Here is a 22,004-nt window from a genome sequence, read left to right as displayed (position 1 = left end):
ATACACTATTGGAAAGTATTATAATACCATAGTTGCTGAGTGATATCAGTGCCAGTGAACGACGAGAAGCAGACGCCCGGTGGCCCATGTGGGCTAATCCCCAACCCCCGAGCGTCATTCATCTCATTCACAGTGAATGAGTTAATCTTTCTCATCGTTCGCACGGCGCGATTAGAAAGACAACTATGGACCTAACAAAATACAGAGACAAGCTGGTCGGCAGCAAGGAAGACAGAGCGGTCAGTCCAGTGATTGGAGTCATACTCATGGTAGCTATCACTGTTATTCTTGCAGCAGTGATTGCTGCCTTCGTGCTGGATATGGGTAGTGGACTTGACCAAGACGCTCAAGCAGGTGTACAGATTGAAGAAGTTAGCGATACAGAAGTACAGGTAACTGCTGATTCGCTTGCAAACGCTGATGGAGTTGTTGCTCTTACGGAAGACGGAACCCCAATTGACGATGACATTGACGGTGTTGACACAGACCCCTATCTAACAGAGTCTGCAACATCTATGACTTTCGAGACGGATGGCAGCGGTAGTGACACGGTTGATGTCAATGTAGTTGCCTACTTTGGAGAATACGATGATCGGAGCGGAGCGTCCATCGTAGGCTCGTTCGAAATTGACGAAGGTAGCTAATCAACCAAAATAAATATTTACTTTCTTGATCGGTAGTGGAATATTTGAAGGTATTGGCGCAATTACCTCTAATTATAGCGATGAATAGTGACTACACTTCCTGTTTCGAGAAGGCGGCCTACCTCATACAGCCTTTCCCAGTCCACCAGTCACTCACTGAGTACAGCAGGTACTGAAATAGGAGTTGGCAGCCTTCTCGAACCACGTCCTGTAGACACGGCATATCACTCGTTGCTGCCACTGATTAGTGCCGTTTGTTCTGCCGACTTCTCCCCTGCGACTTCGCTATACAACAGATTAAGTATTCCCTATAAGGTGACTCTTATATGGAGTCTGTGTTAGTATGTCACGGTCTCATACCTTTCCGAAACAAATCCAGCTATGTTTATCGGCTGTGATATCTCATACGATCGCAAGACGTCGTGGACCACCCATCGATGAGGGGGTTCAGATCAAACAGTGATATCTTCGCCTGCTGAACGCAGAACCCGCTCATGTCTATCGATTACTAATCCACAAGCGGCAAATGGGGTCGGAGGGATCTTCACTCCCGTCTTCAACAAGGGCTATCTCGCACCCACCACCTTCTGCAAGGTCGTCTCGGTGCGGTCGAAACCTCCACCGACACTCTCGTTAACCGGCCTGATCTCTCTCGTCTTCTTTGACAAATAGTTCTATAAGAGGGAGACAGATTCTAGTTTTACTCTCTCTGGCCCTCAAATAGACCGGGGAACGGCGTTACTATGTGCAAGGGTTATAAGAAATCTCTACGTGACTAGAAGCCACTGAGAAACTACCTCTGATCGCGAGCTAATTCTCACACACTCTCATCCGACAGTCCCTCTCAAGGGATCGCTGTCAAAGGCTATCAATTATGCAGACGCAGAGGGTCTCTCCCTGATGTCCCCGTAGGGGACAGACTCTTTCCCACCACGATCATTACGCCCACTTACGGACTTTCCCTGAGGGATTGCCACTGGATTTAATCGAACTGATCTACGCGATGGTTGATGAGGCCGTGGTGTTCAGCGAGATGCAGAATAATTCCGATACGCAGTAAATCTTGTCTGGCATCTTGTCCGTGTAGTAGTCATCTTTTTGCGGAGTCAGTAGAGAGGAAAGGAAATGTATTGTCCATCCTGTGAGGGGGAAGTTAAAGAGGGCAGTCAATTCTGTCGGTTTTGTGTGAAGGTTTATTATCTATATCTGACAATTCTAATCTCAAATCTGAACTCCAATCAATGGACGATTACGAGTTCGAACATTTCATCGGCGACCTTTGGGAAGAGATGGGCTGGAACTGCAAAATCTCGACTGCCTCAAACGACAAGGGAATCGACGTTCGAGCGAGGAAAACCGAGCCGTACGAGCAAAAGGCACTCATTCAGGCAAAGCGGTATGGTGAAGGAAATAAGGTTGGTAGCCCCGACAGTCAGAAATATTTGAGTTTTAAGCATCAATAGAAAAACGTCGATAAGGTGATCATGGTGCGTTCGCGCTCTCTATTCAACACGACTGCTGAACCCGATCACCGATCGAGGGTTTCAACCGAGCCGTCGATCGCTCAGAGCGCAGAAACCGGGTTGTCTCGGAATGCACGGTGCGTCTATGAGTGAACGGTGTTCTCGAGGCGCTGTTGCACCGATAGAACAGCCGCTCGAGAACCGTGTTGTGTCCCAGGCAAACAACGGAGCGCGCTGGTCGGAACCGCGCGGAGATCCGTTTCACACGGCCACAGCTCGTCCGGAATCGACTCGGACCCACCGAGACGACCTCGCAGTCGCGGTCATCATCGACCCAGTCTGGGACGGCCCTCCGAAGAGCGACCGGGTCTCGGTATCGGAGCAAGCACACGAAATCTACTCACCCAATCCGACTCACGTTCTACCAACAGGAAATTCCAGCGCAGACGAACCGTGTGCTCTTCGCGGGTTGCCACAACCGAGCTGATTCGCAACCAGCCGGACAGCGCACTCGGCTCGCGCCAGTTCTTCGGCTCCCGCTCGCCACGTCTTACTCGACGGTCACACTCTTCGCCAGGTTGCGCGGCTTGTCGATCGACCGCCCCAGCCGATTGGCGACCCAGTAGGAAACCAACTGCAACTGCACGTTCGCCAGCACCGGCGTCAGCTGCGGGTGGCTCGAGGGCACCTCCAACACATGATCGGCGTACCGTCCGACCTTCTCAGGTGCGTCGGTCACCGCGACGACCGGTGCCTCGCGGGCTTCCACTTCTTTGACGTTGCCCAGCGTCTTCTCCAGCTTCGATCCCTCGGTCAGTATCGCGAACACCGGCGTCTCCCCGCTCACCAGTGCCAGCGGGCCGTGTTTCAACTCGCCGGCCGCAAATCCTTCGGCGTGCTTGTAGGTGATCTCCTTCATCTTGAGCGCGCCCTCGAGGGCGACCGGGGCGGCGTCCCCCCGGCCGATGAAGAAGTAGGCGTCGGCGTCGACGTAGGCGTCGGCGATCTCGCGTGCGCGCGAAGAATCAAGGATCGTCTGGACCTGGTCCGGCAGCTCGCGCAGTGCCTTCAGAAACGCCGGGCTGGCGTCGCCGGTCAACGCGCCTGCGACCAGCGCCAGGGCGACCTGCTGGCTCGCGAACGTCTTCGTGGCTGCGACGCCGATCTCGGGGCCCGCCCGGATATAGCAGACGTGGTCGCACTCGCGGGCGGCCGAACTCCCGACCGTGTTGGTCAGCGCGAGCGTCGTCGCCCCAGCACCGTTGGCCTCCCGCAGGGCGCGCATCGTGTCCGCGGTCTCCCCGCTTTGGGTGACGCCGACGACGAGCGTCTCGTCACTTACGGGCACCGCATCGGCGGTGTACTCGCTCGCGAGAAACGACTGCGTTTGCACCCCGCGCTGGCGCAGCAGGCGAGCGCCGTAGCGCGCGGCGTGATACGAGGTGCCACAGGCGACGAACTGGACCGTTCCTTCGGGCTCGAGGGCGGCAACCTCCTCGAGCGCGATGTGCCCCTCGAGTTCGTCGACGCGGCCGCGCAGACACTGGCGGATCGCCCGCGGTTGTTCGTGAATCTCCTTTTTCATGTAGTGGTCGTAGCCGCTTTTGGCGGCGTCCTCGGGATCCCAGCTGATCGTCTGGACCGACGTCTCCACCACGGTCCCCGTCTCGTCGGTCACGGTCACACCACCAGGAGCGATCGTCGCGAACTCGCCGTCGTCGAGGTAGATCACCCGGTCCGTATACTCGATGAACGCAGGCACGTCGCTCGCCAGATAGTGGCCGTCGTCACCAACACCGAGCACGAGCGGGGACTCGTGGCGGGCCGCGTACACCGTCTCGCTGCCCTGGAACACCGCCGCGACGGCGTAGCTCCCTTCCAGCCGGGCCACCGCCTCTCGGAACGCGGTCTCGCGGTCGGCGCCGTCCTCGAGCGCCTCCTCGATCAGGTGTGGCACCACTTCGGTGTCGGTGTCGCTCTCGAACGAATGCCCGCGCGCCGCGAGGTCGTCGCGCAGGGCCTGATAGTTCTCGATGATGCCGTTGTGGACGACCGCCACCTGATCGTCCTCGTCAGTATGAGGATGGGCGTTGGCGTCCGACGGCGGGCCGTGGGTGCTCCAGCGCGTATGCCCGAGGCCGGCCGCCCCGTCGACACTCCCAGACGGCAGCGCCTCCTCGAGCGCCGCCACTTCGCCCTCGCGTTTGTGGACTGCAAGCGAGCCGTCGGCGAGCGCGACGCCCGCCGAGTCGTAGCCCCGATACTCGAGCCCCTGGAGGCCGGTGAGAAGGACGTCGAGCGTCGAGCCGTCGTCGCCCGTGTAGCCGATAATGCCACACATTACGCGCTCACCCGGGCAACACCCGGCTGCGCTCCCCTGGCGACGTTCGTTCCACAGACAGTCTCCACAGTCAACATACTAACAGTAGCGGAAACGAGACTGTTTAGATATTCCGGTTATTAGTTTTGGAATCATAATTATATATTATTTTCTAAGTTTCATGTTAGATGGAATAAATATCGGATCAGTATGCAAGTCGATCGCGCCGCGAAGCGGAGGAAGAGACCACTACCGAGTCGAACGCGGATGTATCGCGTCCTCTTCAGCGGGAGCGCTCGGACCCGCTCAGCCGAATCTGTCGCGCCCGCTCGTACCGTCGGAGCCTTGCCCGCGCTGCGGTCCAGTCTGCGAAGTCCGCAGGTGCCGTTTCCGCGGTCGCGGCGTCGACCTCGTCGGGCGTGTCCACGCCGTACCGGTCCTGGTACATCTGAATCCGCTCGAGCAGTTCCTCCAACTCAGCCTCGAGTTCGTCGAGCGAGTGATCGTCAGCGAGCCTCCTGACGTGGTCCCACTCGAGGAAGGCGTCGTTACGCTCGTAGGTCGGCGGCGTCCCCGCGTGCTCGAGTACTAGACCGAGGCTCACGAACGACTCCAGGTACTCGCGGGCGGCCGCCGGCTCACACTCACTACGATCACTCCTAAGACAACTTCTATTACAGCTACGGCTGCTGTGTCGTGACCACAGAAAACAACTTTCCTGTCGTAGCGGTGTTCACACCCGCGAAAAAGGTCGATCAGAAGATGGCGATGCGCGTCACACGAGACGTGCTCGCCGTCGAAACCCCACGCTGAATGGTCGGTGACTCAGGGTTCCACATGCTGGAGCAGGCGGTCGTGCCGATTGCTCCGTACAATCTACGAAATCCGCACGATATAGACTACTGCGTCGAGGAACGGATCAAAGAGCACAGCAATACGGTTCGTCTCTGGCAAACACGAGTCAAAGAGACGTACTCACACCGCTCACAGGTTGAAACAGCGATCGGCGTCTGTAAGATGTCGCCCTTGGGACCCCGCGGATCCGAGGCCAAGTGAAAGTCAAAGCACACGTCTCCCTTGCTCTGTGCCTCTGCTTGGCCGTTGCACTCGCTAATATCACCGGGGAAACGATGTCGCTAGCCCTATCACCACGCTATGACAACACTTCTGCACTATCCCCTCACTGGATAGTCTATGAACTCTATTAGTCCTTCTGTTGGATATTGACTCAATCACCATCCATTGGCTTAGTCTACAAGCCATTCAGGCCGCGTTTTTAAGTAGACCACCCGACCGATAAATTATGAGGATAGTAATGTACATCTTGGAAAATACCTTTGGCTCAGATATTGCTCAATATAAACAAGCTGGCCGCTCAAGCTAATTGGGTGACCAGTTAGGTGGCTGTAACCATCCCACAAATATACTTTGTGTTTATATCACATTATTTTAACTTCTATTAGATAACAGATATATGTAAAGGCCTAATAGACTTTGAGTCATAGTTTCCCAGTCGTGATTACTTACTGCATCCTTGCGGTTCCTTTTTGCCATTTCCAAAACATTATCTGGGGAGGTTATGAGGTGTTCTAATGCCTCCAATATGTCCTCTGAGTTTCTTGGTTCAATGATCATCCCGTTCTTGCCATCAATTATCACTTCTGGAATGCCAGAAACATCGGTTGTTATTATTGCATTTCCACCTGCCATTGCTTCGATAATAGCACTGGGAAATCCTTCTGAATAAGTAGGCAACAGAAATATTGTAGAATTATTTATTAATGATATTTTCTCTTCGCCAGTTACAAATCCGTGGTATTCTACACAATCGTGCCTTTGGGATAATTCAATAATCTCAGATTTATATTTCCCATCACCAGCAAAACTAATTTCTAAATTTACAGAGTTAGTAGACGAACTCTGGAGCAAATTATCTATAGCATCGACTGTTTCCGAAACCCCTTTTCGTTTATGAAAGTTTGACAAGAAAAGTACATGCACCTGATCCTGGTTGTATGTAGGTGAATATTTTTCTACTTCGGTACATTGCCTGTGGACTTGCGCTTTCTTGCAGGATACATATTGTTCTGTTGCTTTCTTTTGAACGTCTGTGAGTGTCAGTATTTTATCTGAAGAATTCAGTACCAAATACTTGAAATAATAATCAAATCGATTGTTCGGACGTATAAACTCATCAAACCCAGAACCACGTGTATAGATTACAACAGGGCATTCCCAAACATAATAGGAAAATAAAACATAGAATGAGTTACGATAAAAACCCCAAGATGACGAAGTATTTATATGAACTATGTCTGGTTTTTCTTGGAATGGGAACTTAGCCAGCCTTATAATTGATAAGAAAAATCCAATTAAAAAGCTTAGTTTTGAATCGATAGCATAACCTATTCCTGCAGGGAACACATCTACAGTAATTATATCCTCTAAATTTCTTTTCTGTTCTGCGACAAATATCCCTGTCCCTCCTGTACGACCACCTGATCCTCCTACAATTAATAATTTAATGCTTTCTAAATTCATCTACTTCAGAAATAAGGAAGAGGACATTTAAAACTCACTATTGAGTCGTACCGTGAGTTCAAAACAGTGGCCTACCGAAACTATCAAGACTATACTCAAAAAACACAGGAACACATGAAACTTGAAGGAATAATAAATAACAACATATATATGACTAATGGAAGAACGTTGTACATATCAAAAAAACGTGGTGGGGTCGAATATCTGTCTACTCTGCCAAATCCAAAGTCAAGGCTAAACCGGGCAAAATATAATCTTAAAACTGGTGGGATTGAGGCTAAAATTCGACGTCCTTTTACTGGGTATGTTCACAGTGTGAATGTTTGGCCTATTAATGAGGAGGTTATTTTTGCGAACGCTTATCGGTCACTTTTTGTTTCACATGATGGTGGAAGATCTTGGAAACATTCTCTTGAACTTCCTGAATCTTCTGGTTTACGTGGAATTATGCCTTGTGGGTTGTGCCATAAGGATGGTATCGTATATATAGGGGAATATATTTTTGATGAAGATTCCAATCCACGTATTTTAGCAACTGACGACTTCGGACGCAACTGGGTTACTTACTTAGAGCTAGAGGGTATTCGGCATATTCATTCAATTCAAACAGACTGCTACTCAAATGACATCTGGGTTACAACGGGAGACCGAAATGATGAATCAGTGATCGGCATTCTTCGAGATGACAAGGTAGAGGTAATTGGAACAGGTAGCCAAAAATGGAGAGCTGTTCAACCAATATTCCTTCCAGATGCCATCTTATGGGGAACAGATGTTCCATATGAAGACAATCACATATGTATGATGAAAAGATCGAATATAAAGTCGACCAATAAGAATGTTAAAACACTACACACTACTTCTAACCCATTTTATTATGCGACATCAATTAATGATTGGGCATTTTTTTCAACTAGTGTATCGGCAAATCGGGACAGCACAGCACCCGACGGAGCTTATCATGAGTCAAACAATTATGTAACTGTTTGGGGAGCATCATCAAGTTCAGAATATCAAAATTGGCAGGTCATCGATCGCTTTGGCTTAAAACAGACTCTCTCCAGACGTCTTAATCTCACATCATTTTCAGCAAATTCATATATATTCTTAGACTCGTATGATGATACCATAATATACAATCCTATTAATACAGAAAATAATAATAATAAATTAATGAAATTCCACTTGGCTGGTACCAGCTCATAATATAATTAATAGAATATAAAATGAATCAAAAAATATCGAACGAAGTAAGACGTGTTAGTTACCTACCACTCCACCAACTCTATAAGTTGAGTCATAAGCGGAGAAGTGTTTCACCAAGTATGGAACAGGATTTTATCAATATACTTGAAAAATATGGCTGCAATGAAAAGGAAATTTTCGTTCATACAGGATTGAGCGACATACAAGCTGCCTTTGACACGAACCCATATCAATTTCTCATAGAAAATCTTAGTGATAATTTTGAGAGCATACTCGCTCCAGGTTTCACAGATTATTTTAGAACGTCTGGAATATACCATATGAAGTATTCTCGACCCAAACATGGAGTATTTGGAAAACTTTTTCTTCACGATTCAGATTATCGTACTGAAGACCCTATTAAATCTATTCTTGTGAAAGGTTCCTACCGATTTGAGGGCTGTGATCATCGTGATAGCTATAGTCCAAATGGTTGCTTTGCGAAACTGGTAAATGATAATATTCTCGTCATGAATGTAGGGACCCCATGGATTGTTTGTTCCCTTTTGCATTATTTCGAAAGTAAGTATAACGCTGACTATATGAAAGACACTATATCTGACGGAATTATTTATAAGGGAGAAACAGAATATAAAAAAGTTAGTCAGAAATGTGGCGAATATACTTCAGAATACTATTCATGGAATAAGCCTAAAATAGAGAAATTATTAGTAAAAGAGGGAGTATTAGACCGGTATGATCTGAATGGGCTTAAGCTCCGGTTCTTTAAACTAAAGGATATGGAAAAAGTACTTGCAAAAAAACTTAGGTCAGACCCATATTATCTAGTTAAAATTTAAATATTCTGACAACGAATACGCCATCCACGCTTGACACCATCTCATTAGTGTAAACCTCTTCGTGTAGTGCTTCTGTTTCTGGTAATAGAACTGACCATTCCTGGCATACAAATTATCAATTGTCCAGTCAATAATCCGTCGTGCGAACTTGAAATTGCCAGCGTGGGTGAACGTCACAATCCCTTGTGCAGCCGCATGAATATCTCGTGGATACGCCGACGTTTCATCCCAACACGGGGCACCGTCGTCATCGTACAGTATATAACGATAAAAGTTGAGTCCATCCTTAACCGTCTCTGCATACGCATCCGCGTCAACAACTTCTTGATAGCGAAGGAACGACTCAAGGATGAAGCCGTTATGATAGTTGTCCATTCCCAAGTGTGATGCTGATGGTGGATCCTTGTACTCCCAGCCGCCAATCTCTTCTTGACAGTTCGCGACGTACGTCAGAATTCCCGTAGCTATTTCTCGGTATTCATCATCATCAAAATAGTCATAGAGATCGATAAACAGTCGTGCAGCGAGCGCATTTGCGTTCAGCGTATAGCTATCTGATTTCTCAGGTGTATAACTGATTCGGGCCTGTTTCTGATCATCTGATAGTAATTCTGAAGTGATAAAGTCAGCTGACTTGTGTGCTCTCTCAGGATACTTTTTGCTAATTCCATCTGACTGTAACAGTGCTTTTACTCCAAATGATGTACTGACAATGTTCGGCGTTCTGGTCGGCTTCTTACCAGATAGTCCTTGGAGTTCGTGGTGGTGGGAAAGGCAGAATCCATCGACCCCGTTCAGGTCATGAGAGAGGATCCGTTCACAAAGCCTCTGTGACTCCGAAAGATAATGATTACAACCAAATAAAGTATAAGCATTTAAATTTGCTATAGCGAACAGACTGAGTCCTTTTGGATTCGGCCGTTGCTCAACTAAAAACAGTGGTCGGAGATTAATCGGAGCGCGTTTGATTGTTTCTTGGAACGCTAGATTCGTCCATTTGTGTTCGAACGGTAGTCTACGCCGAATCTGGCTGCTCATCCCATCGTGTTTATCCCACCCTACGTAATTCCGCTTCCGAGAATATTCAAGTGTTTCCTCAAGGACTGTTTCTACGGTATTAATGTCGATCACTTTATTGTTCACTCATAGGCTTCTCGACAATCCGTTTGGCAAGTGTATCTACGATCTCCGAAGCAGCGTTTCCGTCGCCGTACGGTGCTGGTTTCTCCTCGAGATACCGATTCATACGAAGTTCTTTCTCGATTTGGTCCTGATCGGCACCGACGAGGACGTTCCAGCCGCTTTCGACCGTCTCGATCCACTCTGTCTCGTCGCGCATGGTCACACATGGTGTATCGAGATAGAACGCCTCCTTCTGGACGCCGCCCGAATCCGTTGCAACACGTTCTGATCCGTCGAGTAATCGGACGAAATCCAGATAGCCCACCGGATCGATCACCTCAAGTTCCGCGGTTGCCTTTTCCCACATTCCATACTCCCGAAGTCGGTTCTCAGTTCGCGGGTGGATCGGCAGAACCACAGGGAGCGGCGCGTTCGAGAGAGCGTCAATGATCGTCTCAAGTCGCTCAGGATCATCAGTATTGGCGGCACGATGGACGGTGGAAAGAACGAACTCTTCTTCTTGGACGTCAACCTGATTGAGCATATTCGATTCACCTTCAGCGACTTCTTGAGCCCAAAGGATCGTGTCGTACATCACATCACCGACGATATGAATACCCTCTGTAATCCCCTCTTGCTCAAGCGTATTGGCAGCTGACTCACTCGGTGGGAATAGAAGATCTGACGCATGGTCGGTCAGAACGCGATTAATCTCTTCGGGCATCTCCCGATTGTAGCTCCGTAGCCCTGCTTCCACGTGTGCGACGAGCGGGTCGATCTTTGTCGCCGCTATTGCACCGGCGAGTGTTGAGTTCGTGTCGCCGTAGAGTAACACGACGTCCGGTTCTTCAGCTTCGAGGATTTCTTCAATCCCCTCAAGCATTGTGGCGGTCTGCTGGCCGTGTGTGTCCGATCCAACACCTAAGTTGTAATCAGGCTCTGGGATACCGAGTTCATTGAAGAAAACATCCGAAAGCTCCTCATCGTAGTGTTGGCCAGTGTGAACGAGGACTTCTTCGTGATCCGTCCGTAGTACCCGCGAGACGGCGAACGCTTTGATAAACTGTGGCCTCGCACCGACAACAGAAACTACTGAGATTCCAGACCCTCTTCCACTCATTATACTCCTCCTTTCTGTAATACGTACAAAACTGTTATCATATCGCTTTTGACGATTGATAACACATTCACGGAGAGGATTTTGATAAGATAGTTATCTGCCTTTGTCTGCAGTCCGAATCGTCTGTTCGCGCGAAGTGATGCTGTATTCCGATCCTCCACAATCGTAATAACTGATTCACACTCAGTTGTCGAAAAGAGATAGTTGTGAACAGCGCTCTGAAGAAGTCGATAGACCCCTTGGCGACGGTGGTCTTCGGCCACATATGCATTAAACACGAGCGCGTTGCTGACCGAAATTTTATAACTGTCGTGCCAAACTGGATCGGAGCAGGCAACGACACTCCAATAGAATCCAGCGGAATGTCCACTGTCCCTATGGCGGGCTAAAAATAGCGTGCAGTTGGCATTTTTGAGCCGATCAGAAACCGTTTCCTCTCCAATGTGCGTTTTTAGAAAGGAGCGTGTCTCGGAATCGAATTCCTTTAGCGAACACCGATCAGCGTATTGCTCAATATCGTACTTGTCGTGATCGATTTCTCGGTGTTCATACGCGTCTCGATCGATGCTAAATACGGTCCGTGGTTTGAACCACAGATCCTGGATCGGGTCGACCGACCGTAACCGGTGAAGACGTGACGTACTGGCTGTCATAGTCGACTTCCAACACCTTGTTTCATGGCAATGAGCAATCGTCGAACGACTAACAGAAGCGCATAACACGCTGGGAACGGATCATCACGGGAGAGTTCGGAGATCACAAGCTTGTCGGTGTTGACCGAGTTCCACCACGACTTCGGATCCATCGCCCACTCCTTGTGTGATTGATGATAGAAATACAGACAGTTGAGCGCATCCTCAAACACCTTCGCCCAGGTAACGGAGCCATCCGCTACCGAACTCTTGGCGAACTCGATCTGTTCAACCCCGGCTAAGTCCGCATATGACATCCACGGAAGACTCACCCCGCATGCGGGGGTGATTCCGATCCATGACCAGCTTCGAGGATTGATTTCGATGAGGTAGTATTCCCCTGTCTCCGCATCCCGCTTGAACTCGAACTCTGCAATACCATGATAGCCTAACTCGTCACACATCGATTCGACGCTGTTGATGAGATGATCGGGTACCGATTGTGCCTGCCCGACTTTGCAATCCCCGACGTCAGGCGGATAGCCACGGACTTTCCGCCCCGTAAATAGTCCCTTGATCGTTCCCTCGTTCGCGTACACACCGACAGTGTACATTTGATCGGACATTCCCCGAACGTACTCCTGAATAACGAAATGTTCGAGTACGTCGTCGTATTCGGTGACGAACCGGTCTAACTCTGCTCTGGACTCAAGCACTTCGAGACGAATTTCGGAGAGAGCCTCGACTACGTCACGTTCTGTTTCAGTCAGCTCTTCCTCGCTTTCGCTACCGAACAGTTTGTTGTAGAGTAGTGCGATTTTCGAATCGAACATCATGTCGGGAACGCCGGTTGCATCGCTCGGTTTCGCTGCAACCGGGAACGCGTCATCCGGGATCTCACCAACCTCACTGCCGGCCCAACTCCTTGGTACTGGATGCCCTTGCTCGAGTGCCCACTCGCCGAATGCGTCCTTATTCAACAGCAAATCAACCGTCTGGGCGTCTGCGACACACGGGTGATAGTGCTTGGCCAACCGATCACGGTGGCGTGCAACTGCTGCTGCCCAGTGGTCGTTCGTCGGAATCAATACCGGTGTATCGTCGAACTCCGGGGCAATCTCGAGAAGGAACTCGATGAATCCCTCCTCGTCGGTCGTCGGATTCGGACAAGAGTGGTACGTCGCGTATTTACTCGTCGTCCCAATGTTTCGAAAACTATCTAATGCATGGACATCTACCCCTCGTCGTCCCAGCTCCTGGATAATGCTGAGTCCGTTATATGCACAATTGAATACAATAGCAGTCATGTTACTCCTCCCTTCTGGAGAAAGAGATCCATCATGTTGCTTGTTACATCTACTTTCTCGTTGATGACTCGCTGTCTCCGTTGATCCCATTCTTCCTGTAGGTCTTCCCGGGCTACTAAGCTGGTTATTTTCTCGAATGCGGCCGTCTCGTCTCCGAACGAGTACAGGAGATCGTACTCATCTTCAAGTTCGATGAAATTGCTCAAGTCATCGCCGTCGGCAAACGAATTCGAACGGATGGCAGGAGTCCCGAGCAAGGCTGCTTCAGTCGCCATGGTTTGTGAATCGCCCACATAGAGGCTCGCAAACGCGAGCAGATGATGGATGAGGTGTGCAGGAACCGGAAGGCGGTACTGTTCGAACTCTGTGTCTAGCTCCTGTTCACTGGTGATAAACACAGTTCCCTCCTGGTCCAATTCTGAGACGATTTTGCGCTTCATTTCCGGAGAAAATCCGTGGTGACCTCCATCATGGTGGGCATCCATTGAGACAAACCGCAGAACAAAGTACCGTTCGTTGTAATCAATTCCGTACTCCTCGAGCAACTGTGGGTCTGGTTGAAACCAGTCTGGATGAAGATACGCCAGTTCCTGAAAGGCGTCAACGCGATATTCGGAACCACCTAAGTCAATGTCAAAATTTTCAGGAATATACATTACATCAACAAAGGGGTTAGTAATCTTGGACAGCGGTGTAAGGTAATCACTGTCCTTGAACATAATCGCCGCCGCCCCGGAGAGTTTAGCAGCGTAGACGGACACGGGATTGATCCGTCCAGCAACGATATCTGGATTGAACTTACGGGCAATGTTGACTAGCTTCACGAACCGGCTTCCGGTTTCTGTTAGCAGACCAAGCCTGCCCGATTGCTTCCCGCTAAGGGTAACGTGATCGAGTCCGTATGCCTCAAGGAGATCGACTGTAACTTCTTTGTCGCGTGACGTAATCAACACGTCGTGTCCTCCCTCTTTCAGTTCCCAGATTACGTTTTTGAAGAGATGAACATGGGAGGGGTGATACAAATCAAAGAGCGCCTTCATCTTATCAGTGTGAGAGCTATTTTCCCGATGTTTGTCGTCGTATCCTTTGCGAGTTCAGCAACGTATTCGACGTTCGTTGCTGCCCATCGATTCGGATGGGAAAGCAAGCAGAGTCTCGGAACCTCTCCTTTGGAAACAAGTTCTATTAGTTCGCTCGTTCCACCAACCTGCACCTGTTTCTGGCTCTCCCCTACTGGGTGATCCTTTATTTTTAGATCGCCGTCTTCCCAGGTTCGTCCAGTATCGGAAAAATACGTTACATCGACGAAATCCATCGAGAGATACGCTTCTCCGCGTAGATCATAGTCGTCAAACCCTTGCGAATAGTCCCACATATCACGGTTGTCATGACTTGTCAACGGATTTCCGTGCATACAGACCGTTTCGACCCTTGCGAGCTGCCGTACTCGCTCAAGTTCGTCTGCAAACGACTCGTGGGCCTGCTCGAGATTGCCGTCAGCCCGGTCCATATCCTCATAGTGGTAGCCGATCTCGTGACCGAGTTCCTCAATCTCCCGAATCAAATCGGGTTTGTACGTTTTATCAATCGTCCGGAAGTAGTATGTCGTCGAGATATCGTATTTGGCCTCGAGTCGCGCCATCTCGAGTGCGTTCTCAGGCTTCCGGTCGACATCGTGTCGGTGGATGATGAACTGGTTTGGTAACTCTTTCCGATCCAAATACTCACGAACCGGAATGTGTTCGTAGCCAGCATCCATGCCAGCCTGCAACAATTCCTCGTAAATCTCGTACGTAAAGTCTCTAGTCACGGATCTGAACCTCCTGTTTTTCGTTAACTTGCATATCGAATAACATTGCGAACATAATGAACATGCTGCCCATCGTGAACAGCATTAGACTTGCCGATCCGCGCATGAACAACGATTCATCGAACACAATACCCGTGTAGATCGCCCACAGCCCAGCGAGAATCCCGACCGAAGCCGTTCCAACTCCGAAGAGGTAAAATAGCGCCAGCGGGTGGAAATCGAGCACGAGATACTTCGTCTTCAGCCGCCAGAGGAAGTTCCGCAGCAACATCCCCGAGACCTTCCGGATGTACGTCGAGTACTTGATGCTCGACTCCTCGTCGCCATAGATGGCGGGCATCGCGACGTCGGCGACGCGCATTCCCTTCGCATTGAGTTTGACGAGGAGGTCGTTACAGTAGCCGTAATACTCGTACATGTTGTCGATGCCGACATTATCCAGCGCGTAGTACGAGATCGCTGCGTAGCCGTTCTGCGGGTCCATCGTTTTCCAGTACCCGCTGGAGATCTTTGTCAGGAACGTCAGGATCGAGTTGCCGAAGAACCGCCACTTCGACATCCCCTCGCGGTAATCCTTGTAGAGCAGTCGGTTGCCCTTCGTGTAGTCGGCTTTATCCTCGACGATTGGATCCAGGAACTTGTAGAGGATGTCGGGATCCATCTGGCCGTCGCCGCCCATGACGGCCGTGATGTCGAGTTCGTCTGCCAGGGCCCGCTTGTAGCCGGTCTTGATCGCCCCGCCGACTCCACGGTTCTGTTCGTGTTGGATCGGGACGACCCGACGGCCGAAGCCTGACGCTGCCATTGCCCCACCGTCTGTCGCAATCTCGGGGGCCGCAGCTTCGGCTTCTTCCTCGTCGTAATGAACCGTCCTCGACTCCGCGTTTATTTTCTCGGCGTGCTGATTGATCTCTGCCCAGGTCCCATCCGTCGACCGGTCGTCGATAATATACATCCGATCGACGTACTCGGGCATCGTCTCGATCACCTCGCCGATGAACCCTTCCTCGTTGTACGCCGGGACGACGACCCCGATCGTGTGTTCCCGATACATCACTGCACCTCCGTCCGTTGATTACTCATTGTATCCGCCACCAATCGTGTAGCACTGCGGCTCGAGGTCGCCCTCGAGTGTCTGCCGACCGTCAATCACCATTGAGAGACTATTATGGTTACGATGAATCTCGTTCCAGTTGATGCCCTCGAACTCGTCGTGGGGGGTCACCATCACGATCACATCGAGCGAGAGTTCGTCGAGGGCCTCGAGCGATACCTGCTTGAGCGCGAACTCGTCGGTCGAGTCGAGCATCGGATCGACGCCGTAGACCTCGGCCCCGGCCTCGTCGAGTTGCTCCGAGATCGCGATCGACGGCGATGCACGAGTCTCTTCGACGCCGGGCCGATAGGTGAGGCCGAGAATCCCGATCGTCGCCTCGTCGAGCGACTTCCCGTCAGCCTGCAGTTCTTCGCGGATCTTTGTGACCGTAAACTCGGGCATCGAATCGTTGACCGCGCGTGCCGTCTCGAGCAGCGGCGAGTCGGTCTCGAAGGGCTCGATCAGGAAGTACGGGTAGTACGGAATACAGTGACCGCCGACGCCGGGGCCGGGTTCGTGGATGTCACAGTAGGGTTGAGTGTTCGCGACTTCGATCGCCTCGTTGACGTCGATCTCTAGCTCGTCGGTGAACGTCGCGAGTTCGTTGGCCAGTGCGATGTTGACGTCGCGGTAGAGCCCCTCAAAGACCTTGATTGCCTCCGCGGTCGTCGCGTCCGAGACGGGCAGAACACCCTTCTCGTTGAGTTGTTCGTAGAGCAGTGACGCGGCCCGCGTACTTTCAGTATCGACGCCGCCGACGACCTTCGGGTACGCACCGCGAATGTCCTCGAGCGCGCGGCCGCTCAGCGTGCGTTCGGGACAGAACGCCAGCCCGAACTCGCCGAGCGAGAGGCCAGAGGCTTCCTCGAGCGCCGGCAACACGCGGGTCTCGGTCGTCTGGGGTGGTACCGTACACTCGACGAGAACCAGGTCGCCGGGATCGAGCCCGGCCCCGATATCCTCGACGACCGCGTCCAGGATAGCGAGATCCGGCTCTTTCTGTTCGGTAATCGGCGTCGGTACGATAATGACGTGGACCGATGCTTCACTCGCGGCCTCGCGTGGTTCCGTCGTCGCCCGGAGCGCGTCGTCGGCCACCAGCTCGTCGACAAGCTCGGGAAGGCCGGGTTCGCGCTTGACGTGACAACCGCCGTCGTTGACCGTGGCGACGACGTCGGGATCGATGTCGGCCCCGGTCACGTTACCGCTCGTCTCGGCGAACACCGACGCTAGCGGCAGGCCCATTTTACCAAGACCGTAGACAGCAACCGGAACGTCCCCATTGCGGAACGCACGGCGCTGGGTCTCGGTATTGGCTCCCGAGCCGTATAGCCCGTCAACGACTGCGACATCGGCGTCAGTCATCCGCACTCACCAGCCGTTTCCGCTGGTCCAGTGCCGTCGTCTCGATCGCCTGTGCGACCTCGAGGGCGTTGATTCCGTCTTGGACCGTGACCTCGGGGACGGCATTGGCGTCGACCGTCTCGAGGAACGCCTCGAGTTCCCGCTGAAGGGGTTCGGCGTTGCGCACCGTCGGTCGCTCGACGATGCTCTCGTGTTTGAAGCGGACGTCGCCGTTCTCCTGAATATACTCGGGGACCGAGTTGCGGTGGATCTCGAGCGACTGATCGATGTAGTCGAGTTCGATGAAACACTCCTCGGCAGTGATCTCGAGCGTGCGGACCTTCCGCTGGGTCTTCCGGCTCGCCGTCAACGACGCCATGGCACCCCCCTCGAACTCGAGTAGCGCCGAGGCGTGGCGGTTTGCGTCGACGCCGGCGCTTTGTACTCGTGCCGGAGTTGCGTCAAGCAGCGAGAGGACGATGTCGATATCGTGGATCATCAGATCGAGGACGGCACTGTCCTCGATGGTTCGGTCCGGTGCAGGTCCGAGTCGCTGGGAACGCAGACTCACGATCGAAAGATCGTCGATGATTTCCTCGAGTTGAGAAACTGCAGGGTTGAACCGCTCGATGTGGCCTATCTGGACGGGGACGTCGGCCCGTTCGACGCGCGATCGGAGTTCCGCCGCTTGATCAAGATCGTCGAGCACGGGCTTTTCGATCAACATCCCGACGTTCGCATCGAGACATTGCATCGCCATCTCGTAGTGGTATTCCGTCGGGACGACGACCGAAACGGCATCGACCTGTGCGAGAAGGTTGTCGAGCGCCAGCGCTGGCACGCCGTGTTCGGCTGCAACGTTCTCGGCCTGTTCATCGTCGACGTCGAAGACGCCGACAAGATTCGCTGTCGGCAGGTCGTCGTAGACGCGTGCGTGGTGCTGTCCCATCGAGCCGACGCCGATGACGCCGACGTCGATCTGTGTGGTCTTACGTGGCATAGTCAGTGATTACCTCGATAATCCGGTCGATTTCGTCTGCCGTGACGTTCGGATGCACGGGCAGCGAGAGAACCTCGTCTGCAGTGGTTTCCGCAGTTGGTGCGGTCGCCTCGACATCATCGTACGCTGGCTGGTTGTGGATACACGTCGGGTAGTAGACGCCCGCGCCGATGTCGTGGTCCGACAGGACGTCTGCCAGCTCGTCCCGGTCTGCCGTACGGATGGTGTACTGGTGGTAGACGTGCTCCGTGTGGTCCGGTTCGGTCGGCACCGTCACTGGCGCCTCCGCCAGTCCCTCCGTAAGCCGCGCGGCGTTGGCGCGTCGCGCCTCGATAAAGTCCGGGAGGCGCTCGAGTTGGGCCTGGCCGATCGCCGCCGCCATCGATGTCAGCCGGAAGTTGTGGCCGACTGTCGCGTGATCGTACGTGTCGGATCGGCCGTGATTGATGAACTGGGCGACGTCATCGGCAAGGTCGGCGTCGTCGGTAACGACCATCCCGCCTTCACCAGTGGTCATGTTCTTCGTCGGATAGAACGAGAAACAGCCGACGTCACCGATCGCTCCCACGCGCTCGCCGTTGTACGTCGCGCCGTGGGCCTGAGCGGCATCCTCGATCAGCGGAATGTCGAGGTCGTCCGCGAGATCACCGAGGGCATCCAACTCCGCGGGGAGCCCGTACAGATGGACGGCGACGATCGCGTCGATATCCTCCTCTTGGGTGACCTCGCGTGCGGCGTCGGGATCCAGATTGTACGTCGCGGGATCGATATCGGCGAAGACCGGCTCGGCACCGGCGAGTCGGATCGCGTTTGCCGTCGCGATAAACGAAAACGGCGTCGTCAGGACGCGGTCCCCGGCCCCAATATCGAGGGCCTCGAAGGTCGCGTGCAGGGCCGTGGTGCCGTTCGAGGTGGCGACGCCGTGGTCAGCACTACAATAATCAGCGAACGACTCTTCGAACGCGCGGACTTCTGGCCCGTCCGCGAGCATCCCACTGTCGAGGACCTCCTCGACGCGGGCTTTGGCATCTGCACCGAGTTCCGGATCTGCTATTGGTATCATTCGAGGGTATTCCTTCCCTGAAGGTTTTCAGGGAGACTCATATATTTTGCTGGTGCTCCGACTGCTAATGTTTCCTCGGGAACATCTTTAGTTACAATCGCACCGGCTGCAATAAATGACCCTTCTCCCACCGTAACACCCGGCAATATCGTCGCGTTCGCCCCGACCGAGACGTGATCCTCGAGCGTCGGCCCCTCGAGGTCCTCGTCCTGTCGGACCGGGTACGGATCGTTCGTCAGCACCGCATTCGGGCCACAAAAGACGTTGTCGCCGATCTCGGTGTGTGACGGTACGTAGACCCCGGTCTGCAGACTCACGTGCGAGCCAATCGTCGTGCGACCGTCGATCACGGTTTGGGTGCCGACGAGGACGTCGTCGCCGATTTCGGTCAGTTCCCGCACCACGGCGTGATGCCCTGTCGAAAAGCCCTCACCGATGGCGACATCGTCGTAAATAATGGTTCCTGCACGGATCGTCGCATCGGCGCCGAGTACCGGCGGCGTCGTGTCGTCGGCGTAGGCGGTCCCCACCGTCGCGTTCTCCGCAATCTCGCATCCGTCTCCGAAGGTTGATTCTGTTTCCATTATCTGTTTGTACTGGTTATCGCAGCTACGCGATTATCGGGTTAACAAGATATTTCGTCAAGTGTACTAAATACTTGTCGGAAGAAATAACAGTAACATTTCGTGGATATCATAGCTGGAACTTTTTATCAAACTATGCTATATTTGTGGGATAATGGTTTTATGGTAGAATAGTAGAAATAAATTCTAGTTCGAAGTTTTGTTGCCGTACCCACTGCTCGAATCGGACCAGAGTTTCTATCTGCAAGTATATTGGCTTTCTTACATCACGAATATTCTAACGAGATAGTTGTAGGCTATTATTCCTATCATATCTGGTATTAATAGCGATGAACGGGATCTCCAGTCTGGGTATGGTCCGTCAGTGATACGTAGAACCGTTTACTCATGGATTTCCAGTTTCCGGTCTGCGCTGTCGTGCATTGCGGAGCCTATCGCGAACAGCAAGAACCCCGAACAAAACGGTCCCGGCGCTACCGTTGCCGGCAAGAATAGCGATTCACCCACCGTGAGTGGCCTCGAGCATTCAGCCCCCGGCACCGAGTCCGACAGCACACCCTTCCCAAGAGGTAAAACAGCGGCAGTGGATGGAAAACAACACTAGATACTCAGCGATCAGTAGCAGTTCCACGCAAGCATATCAGACACTTTTTATGTCGGACGTATGCGTGATGCAGGATACCTCGTCGCCGTAGACTACCGGCATCACGACGGTAGTCACACGATATCGCGGATATTGAGTTTTACCGGGATATCATTACGCATGGAGTATCCGGGTGAGCGGCTATCCTGCCATCGGCCGCCATGGTTTAGCCGGATTCTCAGGGATCATATTCTTTTTGTAGATAGCCTCACCAGAAGTAACTGATGAACATCGCTATCACTGGCGGCGCCGGCTTCATCGGCGGCCATCTCGCGGAACACTTCGCCGGTCACGGTCACGACGTCACCGTCCTGGACAACTTCGAGCCCTACTATAACTTGGGGATCAAAGACCGGAACGTCGACGCCGCACAGAGCGCAGCGGCCGACGCTGGGGGCACATACGAACTCGCCGAGGGCTCGATCACCGACGCCGACCTGGTCGACGAGCTCGTCGCCCAGGCGGATGCCGTCTACCACCAGGCCGCCCAGGCCGGGGTGCGCACGAGCGTCGAGGAGCCGGCGAAGGTCAACGAGTACAACGTCAACGGCACCATCAATCTCCTTGAGGCCGCCCGCCGCCACGACCCCGATCGTGTGGTCGTCGCCTCCTCCTCGTCGGTGTACGGCAAACCCGAGTCTCTTCCCTACGACGAAGACCACCCGACGACGCCAGTCTCTCCCTATGGCGTCTCCAAGCTCGCGACCGAGCAGTACACCCGTGTGTACAACGAGATCTACGATCTCCCGACGGTCGCACTCCGCTACTTCACCGTGTACGGCCCCAGAATGCGCCCGAATATGGCGATGACGAACTTCGTCTCCCGGTGTCTCCACGGCGAACCACCCGTGATTTACGGCGACGGCGCCCAGACCCGCGATTTCACCTATATCGACGATATCAAGCGGGTCAACGCCCAGCTGCTCACCGACGACAGCGCCGACGGCGAGATCATGAACGTCGGCTCCACCGACAATATCGACATCAAGACGCTCGCGGAAGTGGTTCGTGACGAGATTGATCCCTCCCTCGAACTCGAGTACGGCGACCCCCGCGAGGGCGACGCCGAACACACCCACGCCGACATCTCGAAAGCCAACGAGTTGCTCGGCTACGAGCCAACGACCGACATCCGGGAGGGTGTTGCCAAGTTCATCGACTGGTACCGCGCCAACCAGGAGTGGTACGACCCGCTCGTCCGAAATTCGTAGCCATAGCAGCTCACCAGAACGAAGTGGAGTGTGAATCCCGACGAGCCTCATAGGCAGTA

18 protein-coding genes are annotated in these 22,004 nt (G+C 52.7%); 5 read left to right on the top strand and 13 right to left on the bottom strand.

Annotated elements, in window-relative coordinates; all coding sequences use genetic code 11:
* Positions 1 to 185: 185 nt before the first annotated feature.
* Positions 186 to 644, top strand: coding sequence for a type IV pilin (locus CV102_RS18060; RefSeq protein WP_148859387.1), 459 nt, complete (start codon positions 186 to 188; stop codon positions 642 to 644).
* A gap of 1,241 nt (positions 645 to 1,885) precedes the next feature.
* The gene (locus CV102_RS18055) at positions 1,886 to 2,107 is read left to right on the top strand and encodes a restriction endonuclease (protein ID WP_148859386.1); all 222 of its coding nucleotides are present in this window, start codon (positions 1,886 to 1,888) and stop codon (positions 2,105 to 2,107) included.
* 550 nt (positions 2,108 to 2,657) lie between these two features.
* Here the strand turns inward: CV102_RS18055 and glmS are convergent.
* The 3 genes from glmS to CV102_RS18040 form a co-directional block, all read right to left on the bottom strand.
* The gene (gene glmS, locus CV102_RS18050) at positions 2,658 to 4,448 is read right to left on the bottom strand and encodes a glutamine--fructose-6-phosphate transaminase (isomerizing) (protein WP_148859385.1); all 1,791 of its coding nucleotides are present in this window, start codon (positions 4,446 to 4,448) and stop codon (positions 2,658 to 2,660) included.
* Between the two features lie 262 nt (positions 4,449 to 4,710).
* Positions 4,711 to 5,133 (bottom strand): DUF7342 family protein, encoded by a 423-nt coding sequence (locus CV102_RS18045; protein ID WP_449289634.1) that lies wholly within the window; start codon positions 5,131 to 5,133, stop codon positions 4,711 to 4,713.
* 743 nt (positions 5,134 to 5,876) lie between these two features.
* On the bottom strand, positions 5,877 to 6,968 hold the full coding sequence (locus CV102_RS18040; protein WP_148859383.1) for a glycosyltransferase family 4 protein: 1,092 nt from the start codon (positions 6,966 to 6,968) through the stop codon (positions 5,877 to 5,879).
* 114 nt (positions 6,969 to 7,082) lie between these two features.
* On the opposite strand from CV102_RS18040, the gene CV102_RS18035 reads away from it, so the two are divergent.
* Together CV102_RS18035 and CV102_RS18030 are read left to right on the top strand one after the other, a co-directional pair.
* Entirely contained in the window at positions 7,083 to 8,174 is a 1,092-nt protein-coding gene (locus tag CV102_RS18035) for a hypothetical protein (protein WP_148859382.1), read from the top strand.
* Between the two features lie 119 nt (positions 8,175 to 8,293).
* Positions 8,294 to 9,013, top strand: coding sequence for an AAC(3) family N-acetyltransferase (locus CV102_RS18030; protein ID WP_187433033.1), 720 nt, complete (start codon positions 8,294 to 8,296; stop codon positions 9,011 to 9,013).
* Here the strand turns inward: CV102_RS18030 and CV102_RS18025 are convergent.
* From CV102_RS18025 to CV102_RS17980, 10 genes are all read right to left on the bottom strand, one after another.
* Positions 8,999 to 10,156, bottom strand: coding sequence for an antibiotic ABC transporter permease (locus tag CV102_RS18025; RefSeq protein ID WP_148859380.1), 1,158 nt, complete (start codon positions 10,154 to 10,156; stop codon positions 8,999 to 9,001). The two genes, CV102_RS18030 and CV102_RS18025, sit on opposite strands and share 15 nt — an antisense overlap.
* Positions 10,146 to 11,234, bottom strand: a complete 1,089-nt coding sequence (wecB, locus tag CV102_RS18020) for a non-hydrolyzing UDP-N-acetylglucosamine 2-epimerase (protein ID WP_148859440.1) — start codon at positions 11,232 to 11,234, stop codon at positions 10,146 to 10,148. Before wecB ends, CV102_RS18025 begins: the two co-directional genes overlap by 11 nt.
* Positions 11,235 to 11,904: 670 nt before the next feature.
* The gene (locus CV102_RS18015) at positions 11,905 to 13,194 is read right to left on the bottom strand and encodes a carboxylate--amine ligase (protein ID WP_148859379.1); all 1,290 of its coding nucleotides are present in this window, start codon (positions 13,192 to 13,194) and stop codon (positions 11,905 to 11,907) included.
* The gene (locus CV102_RS18010) at positions 13,191 to 14,234 is read right to left on the bottom strand and encodes a DUF354 domain-containing protein (protein ID WP_148859378.1); all 1,044 of its coding nucleotides are present in this window, start codon (positions 14,232 to 14,234) and stop codon (positions 13,191 to 13,193) included. Before CV102_RS18010 ends, CV102_RS18015 begins: the two co-directional genes overlap by 4 nt.
* Positions 14,231 to 15,004, bottom strand: coding sequence for a hypothetical protein (locus tag CV102_RS18005; RefSeq protein ID WP_148859377.1), 774 nt, complete (start codon positions 15,002 to 15,004; stop codon positions 14,231 to 14,233). Before CV102_RS18005 ends, CV102_RS18010 begins: the two co-directional genes overlap by 4 nt.
* Positions 14,997 to 16,058, bottom strand: coding sequence for a glycosyltransferase family 2 protein (locus CV102_RS18000; RefSeq protein WP_148859376.1), 1,062 nt, complete (start codon positions 16,056 to 16,058; stop codon positions 14,997 to 14,999). The genes CV102_RS18005 and CV102_RS18000 overlap by 8 nt, the downstream gene beginning before the upstream one ends.
* 21 nt (positions 16,059 to 16,079) lie before the next feature.
* Entirely contained in the window at positions 16,080 to 17,465 is a 1,386-nt protein-coding gene (locus tag CV102_RS17995; protein ID WP_148859375.1) for a nucleotide sugar dehydrogenase, read from the bottom strand.
* Positions 17,458 to 18,444 carry a Gfo/Idh/MocA family protein gene (locus tag CV102_RS17990; RefSeq protein WP_148859374.1) on the bottom strand — a complete coding sequence of 329 codons (987 nt, stop codon included), beginning with the start codon at positions 18,442 to 18,444 and terminating at the stop codon, positions 17,458 to 17,460. The genes CV102_RS17995 and CV102_RS17990 overlap by 8 nt, the downstream gene beginning before the upstream one ends.
* Positions 18,434 to 19,507: a DegT/DnrJ/EryC1/StrS family aminotransferase gene (locus tag CV102_RS17985; protein WP_148859373.1), complete on the bottom strand. Its 1,074-nt coding sequence runs from the start codon at positions 19,505 to 19,507 to the stop codon at positions 18,434 to 18,436. The genes CV102_RS17990 and CV102_RS17985 overlap by 11 nt, the downstream gene beginning before the upstream one ends.
* The gene (locus tag CV102_RS17980) at positions 19,504 to 20,091 is read right to left on the bottom strand and encodes an acyltransferase (RefSeq protein ID WP_148859372.1); all 588 of its coding nucleotides are present in this window, start codon (positions 20,089 to 20,091) and stop codon (positions 19,504 to 19,506) included. Before CV102_RS17980 ends, CV102_RS17985 begins: the two co-directional genes overlap by 4 nt.
* A gap of 867 nt (positions 20,092 to 20,958) precedes the next feature.
* Between CV102_RS17980 and CV102_RS17975 the strand changes: the two genes are divergently transcribed.
* Positions 20,959 to 21,945, top strand: coding sequence for a GDP-mannose 4,6-dehydratase (locus CV102_RS17975; RefSeq protein WP_148859371.1), 987 nt, complete (start codon positions 20,959 to 20,961; stop codon positions 21,943 to 21,945).
* Positions 21,946 to 22,004 lie beyond the last annotated feature (59 nt).

The organism is Natronococcus pandeyae, assembly GCF_008122205.1.
Taxonomy (GTDB): domain Archaea; phylum Halobacteriota; class Halobacteria; order Halobacteriales; family Natrialbaceae; genus Natronococcus; species Natronococcus pandeyae.
Note: the sequence above shows the minus strand (reverse complement) of the source record. Positions and strands in the feature narration are given on the sequence as shown.

Excerpts from the sequence above, each read along its gene's own strand:
- CV102_RS18060 (WP_148859387.1), top strand. The coding sequence starts at position 186 with ATGGACCTAACAAAATACAGAGACAAGCTGGTCGGCAGCAAGGAAGAC.
- CV102_RS18055 (WP_148859386.1), top strand. The coding sequence starts at position 1,886 with ATGGACGATTACGAGTTCGAACATTTCATCGGCGACCTTTGGGAAGAG.
- glmS (WP_148859385.1), bottom strand. The coding sequence starts at position 4,448 with ATGTGTGGCATTATCGGCTACACGGGCGACGACGGCTCGACGCTCGAC.
- CV102_RS18040 (WP_148859383.1), bottom strand. The coding sequence starts at position 6,968 with ATGAATTTAGAAAGCATTAAATTATTAATTGTAGGAGGATCAGGTGGT.
- CV102_RS18035 (WP_148859382.1), top strand. The coding sequence starts at position 7,083 with ATGAAACTTGAAGGAATAATAAATAACAACATATATATGACTAATGGA.
- CV102_RS18030 (WP_187433033.1), top strand. The coding sequence starts at position 8,294 with ATGGAACAGGATTTTATCAATATACTTGAAAAATATGGCTGCAATGAA.
- CV102_RS18015 (WP_148859379.1), bottom strand. The coding sequence starts at position 13,194 with ATGACTGCTATTGTATTCAATTGTGCATATAACGGACTCAGCATTATC.
- CV102_RS18010 (WP_148859378.1), bottom strand. The coding sequence starts at position 14,234 with ATGAAGGCGCTCTTTGATTTGTATCACCCCTCCCATGTTCATCTCTTC.
- CV102_RS18000 (WP_148859376.1), bottom strand. The coding sequence starts at position 16,058 with ATGTATCGGGAACACACGATCGGGGTCGTCGTCCCGGCGTACAACGAG.
- CV102_RS17995 (WP_148859375.1), bottom strand. The coding sequence starts at position 17,465 with ATGACTGACGCCGATGTCGCAGTCGTTGACGGGCTATACGGCTCGGGA.
- CV102_RS17990 (WP_148859374.1), bottom strand. The coding sequence starts at position 18,444 with ATGCCACGTAAGACCACACAGATCGACGTCGGCGTCATCGGCGTCGGC.
- CV102_RS17985 (WP_148859373.1), bottom strand. The coding sequence starts at position 19,507 with ATGATACCAATAGCAGATCCGGAACTCGGTGCAGATGCCAAAGCCCGC.
- CV102_RS17980 (WP_148859372.1), bottom strand. The coding sequence starts at position 20,091 with ATGGAAACAGAATCAACCTTCGGAGACGGATGCGAGATTGCGGAGAAC.
- CV102_RS17975 (WP_148859371.1), top strand. The coding sequence starts at position 20,959 with ATGAACATCGCTATCACTGGCGGCGCCGGCTTCATCGGCGGCCATCTC.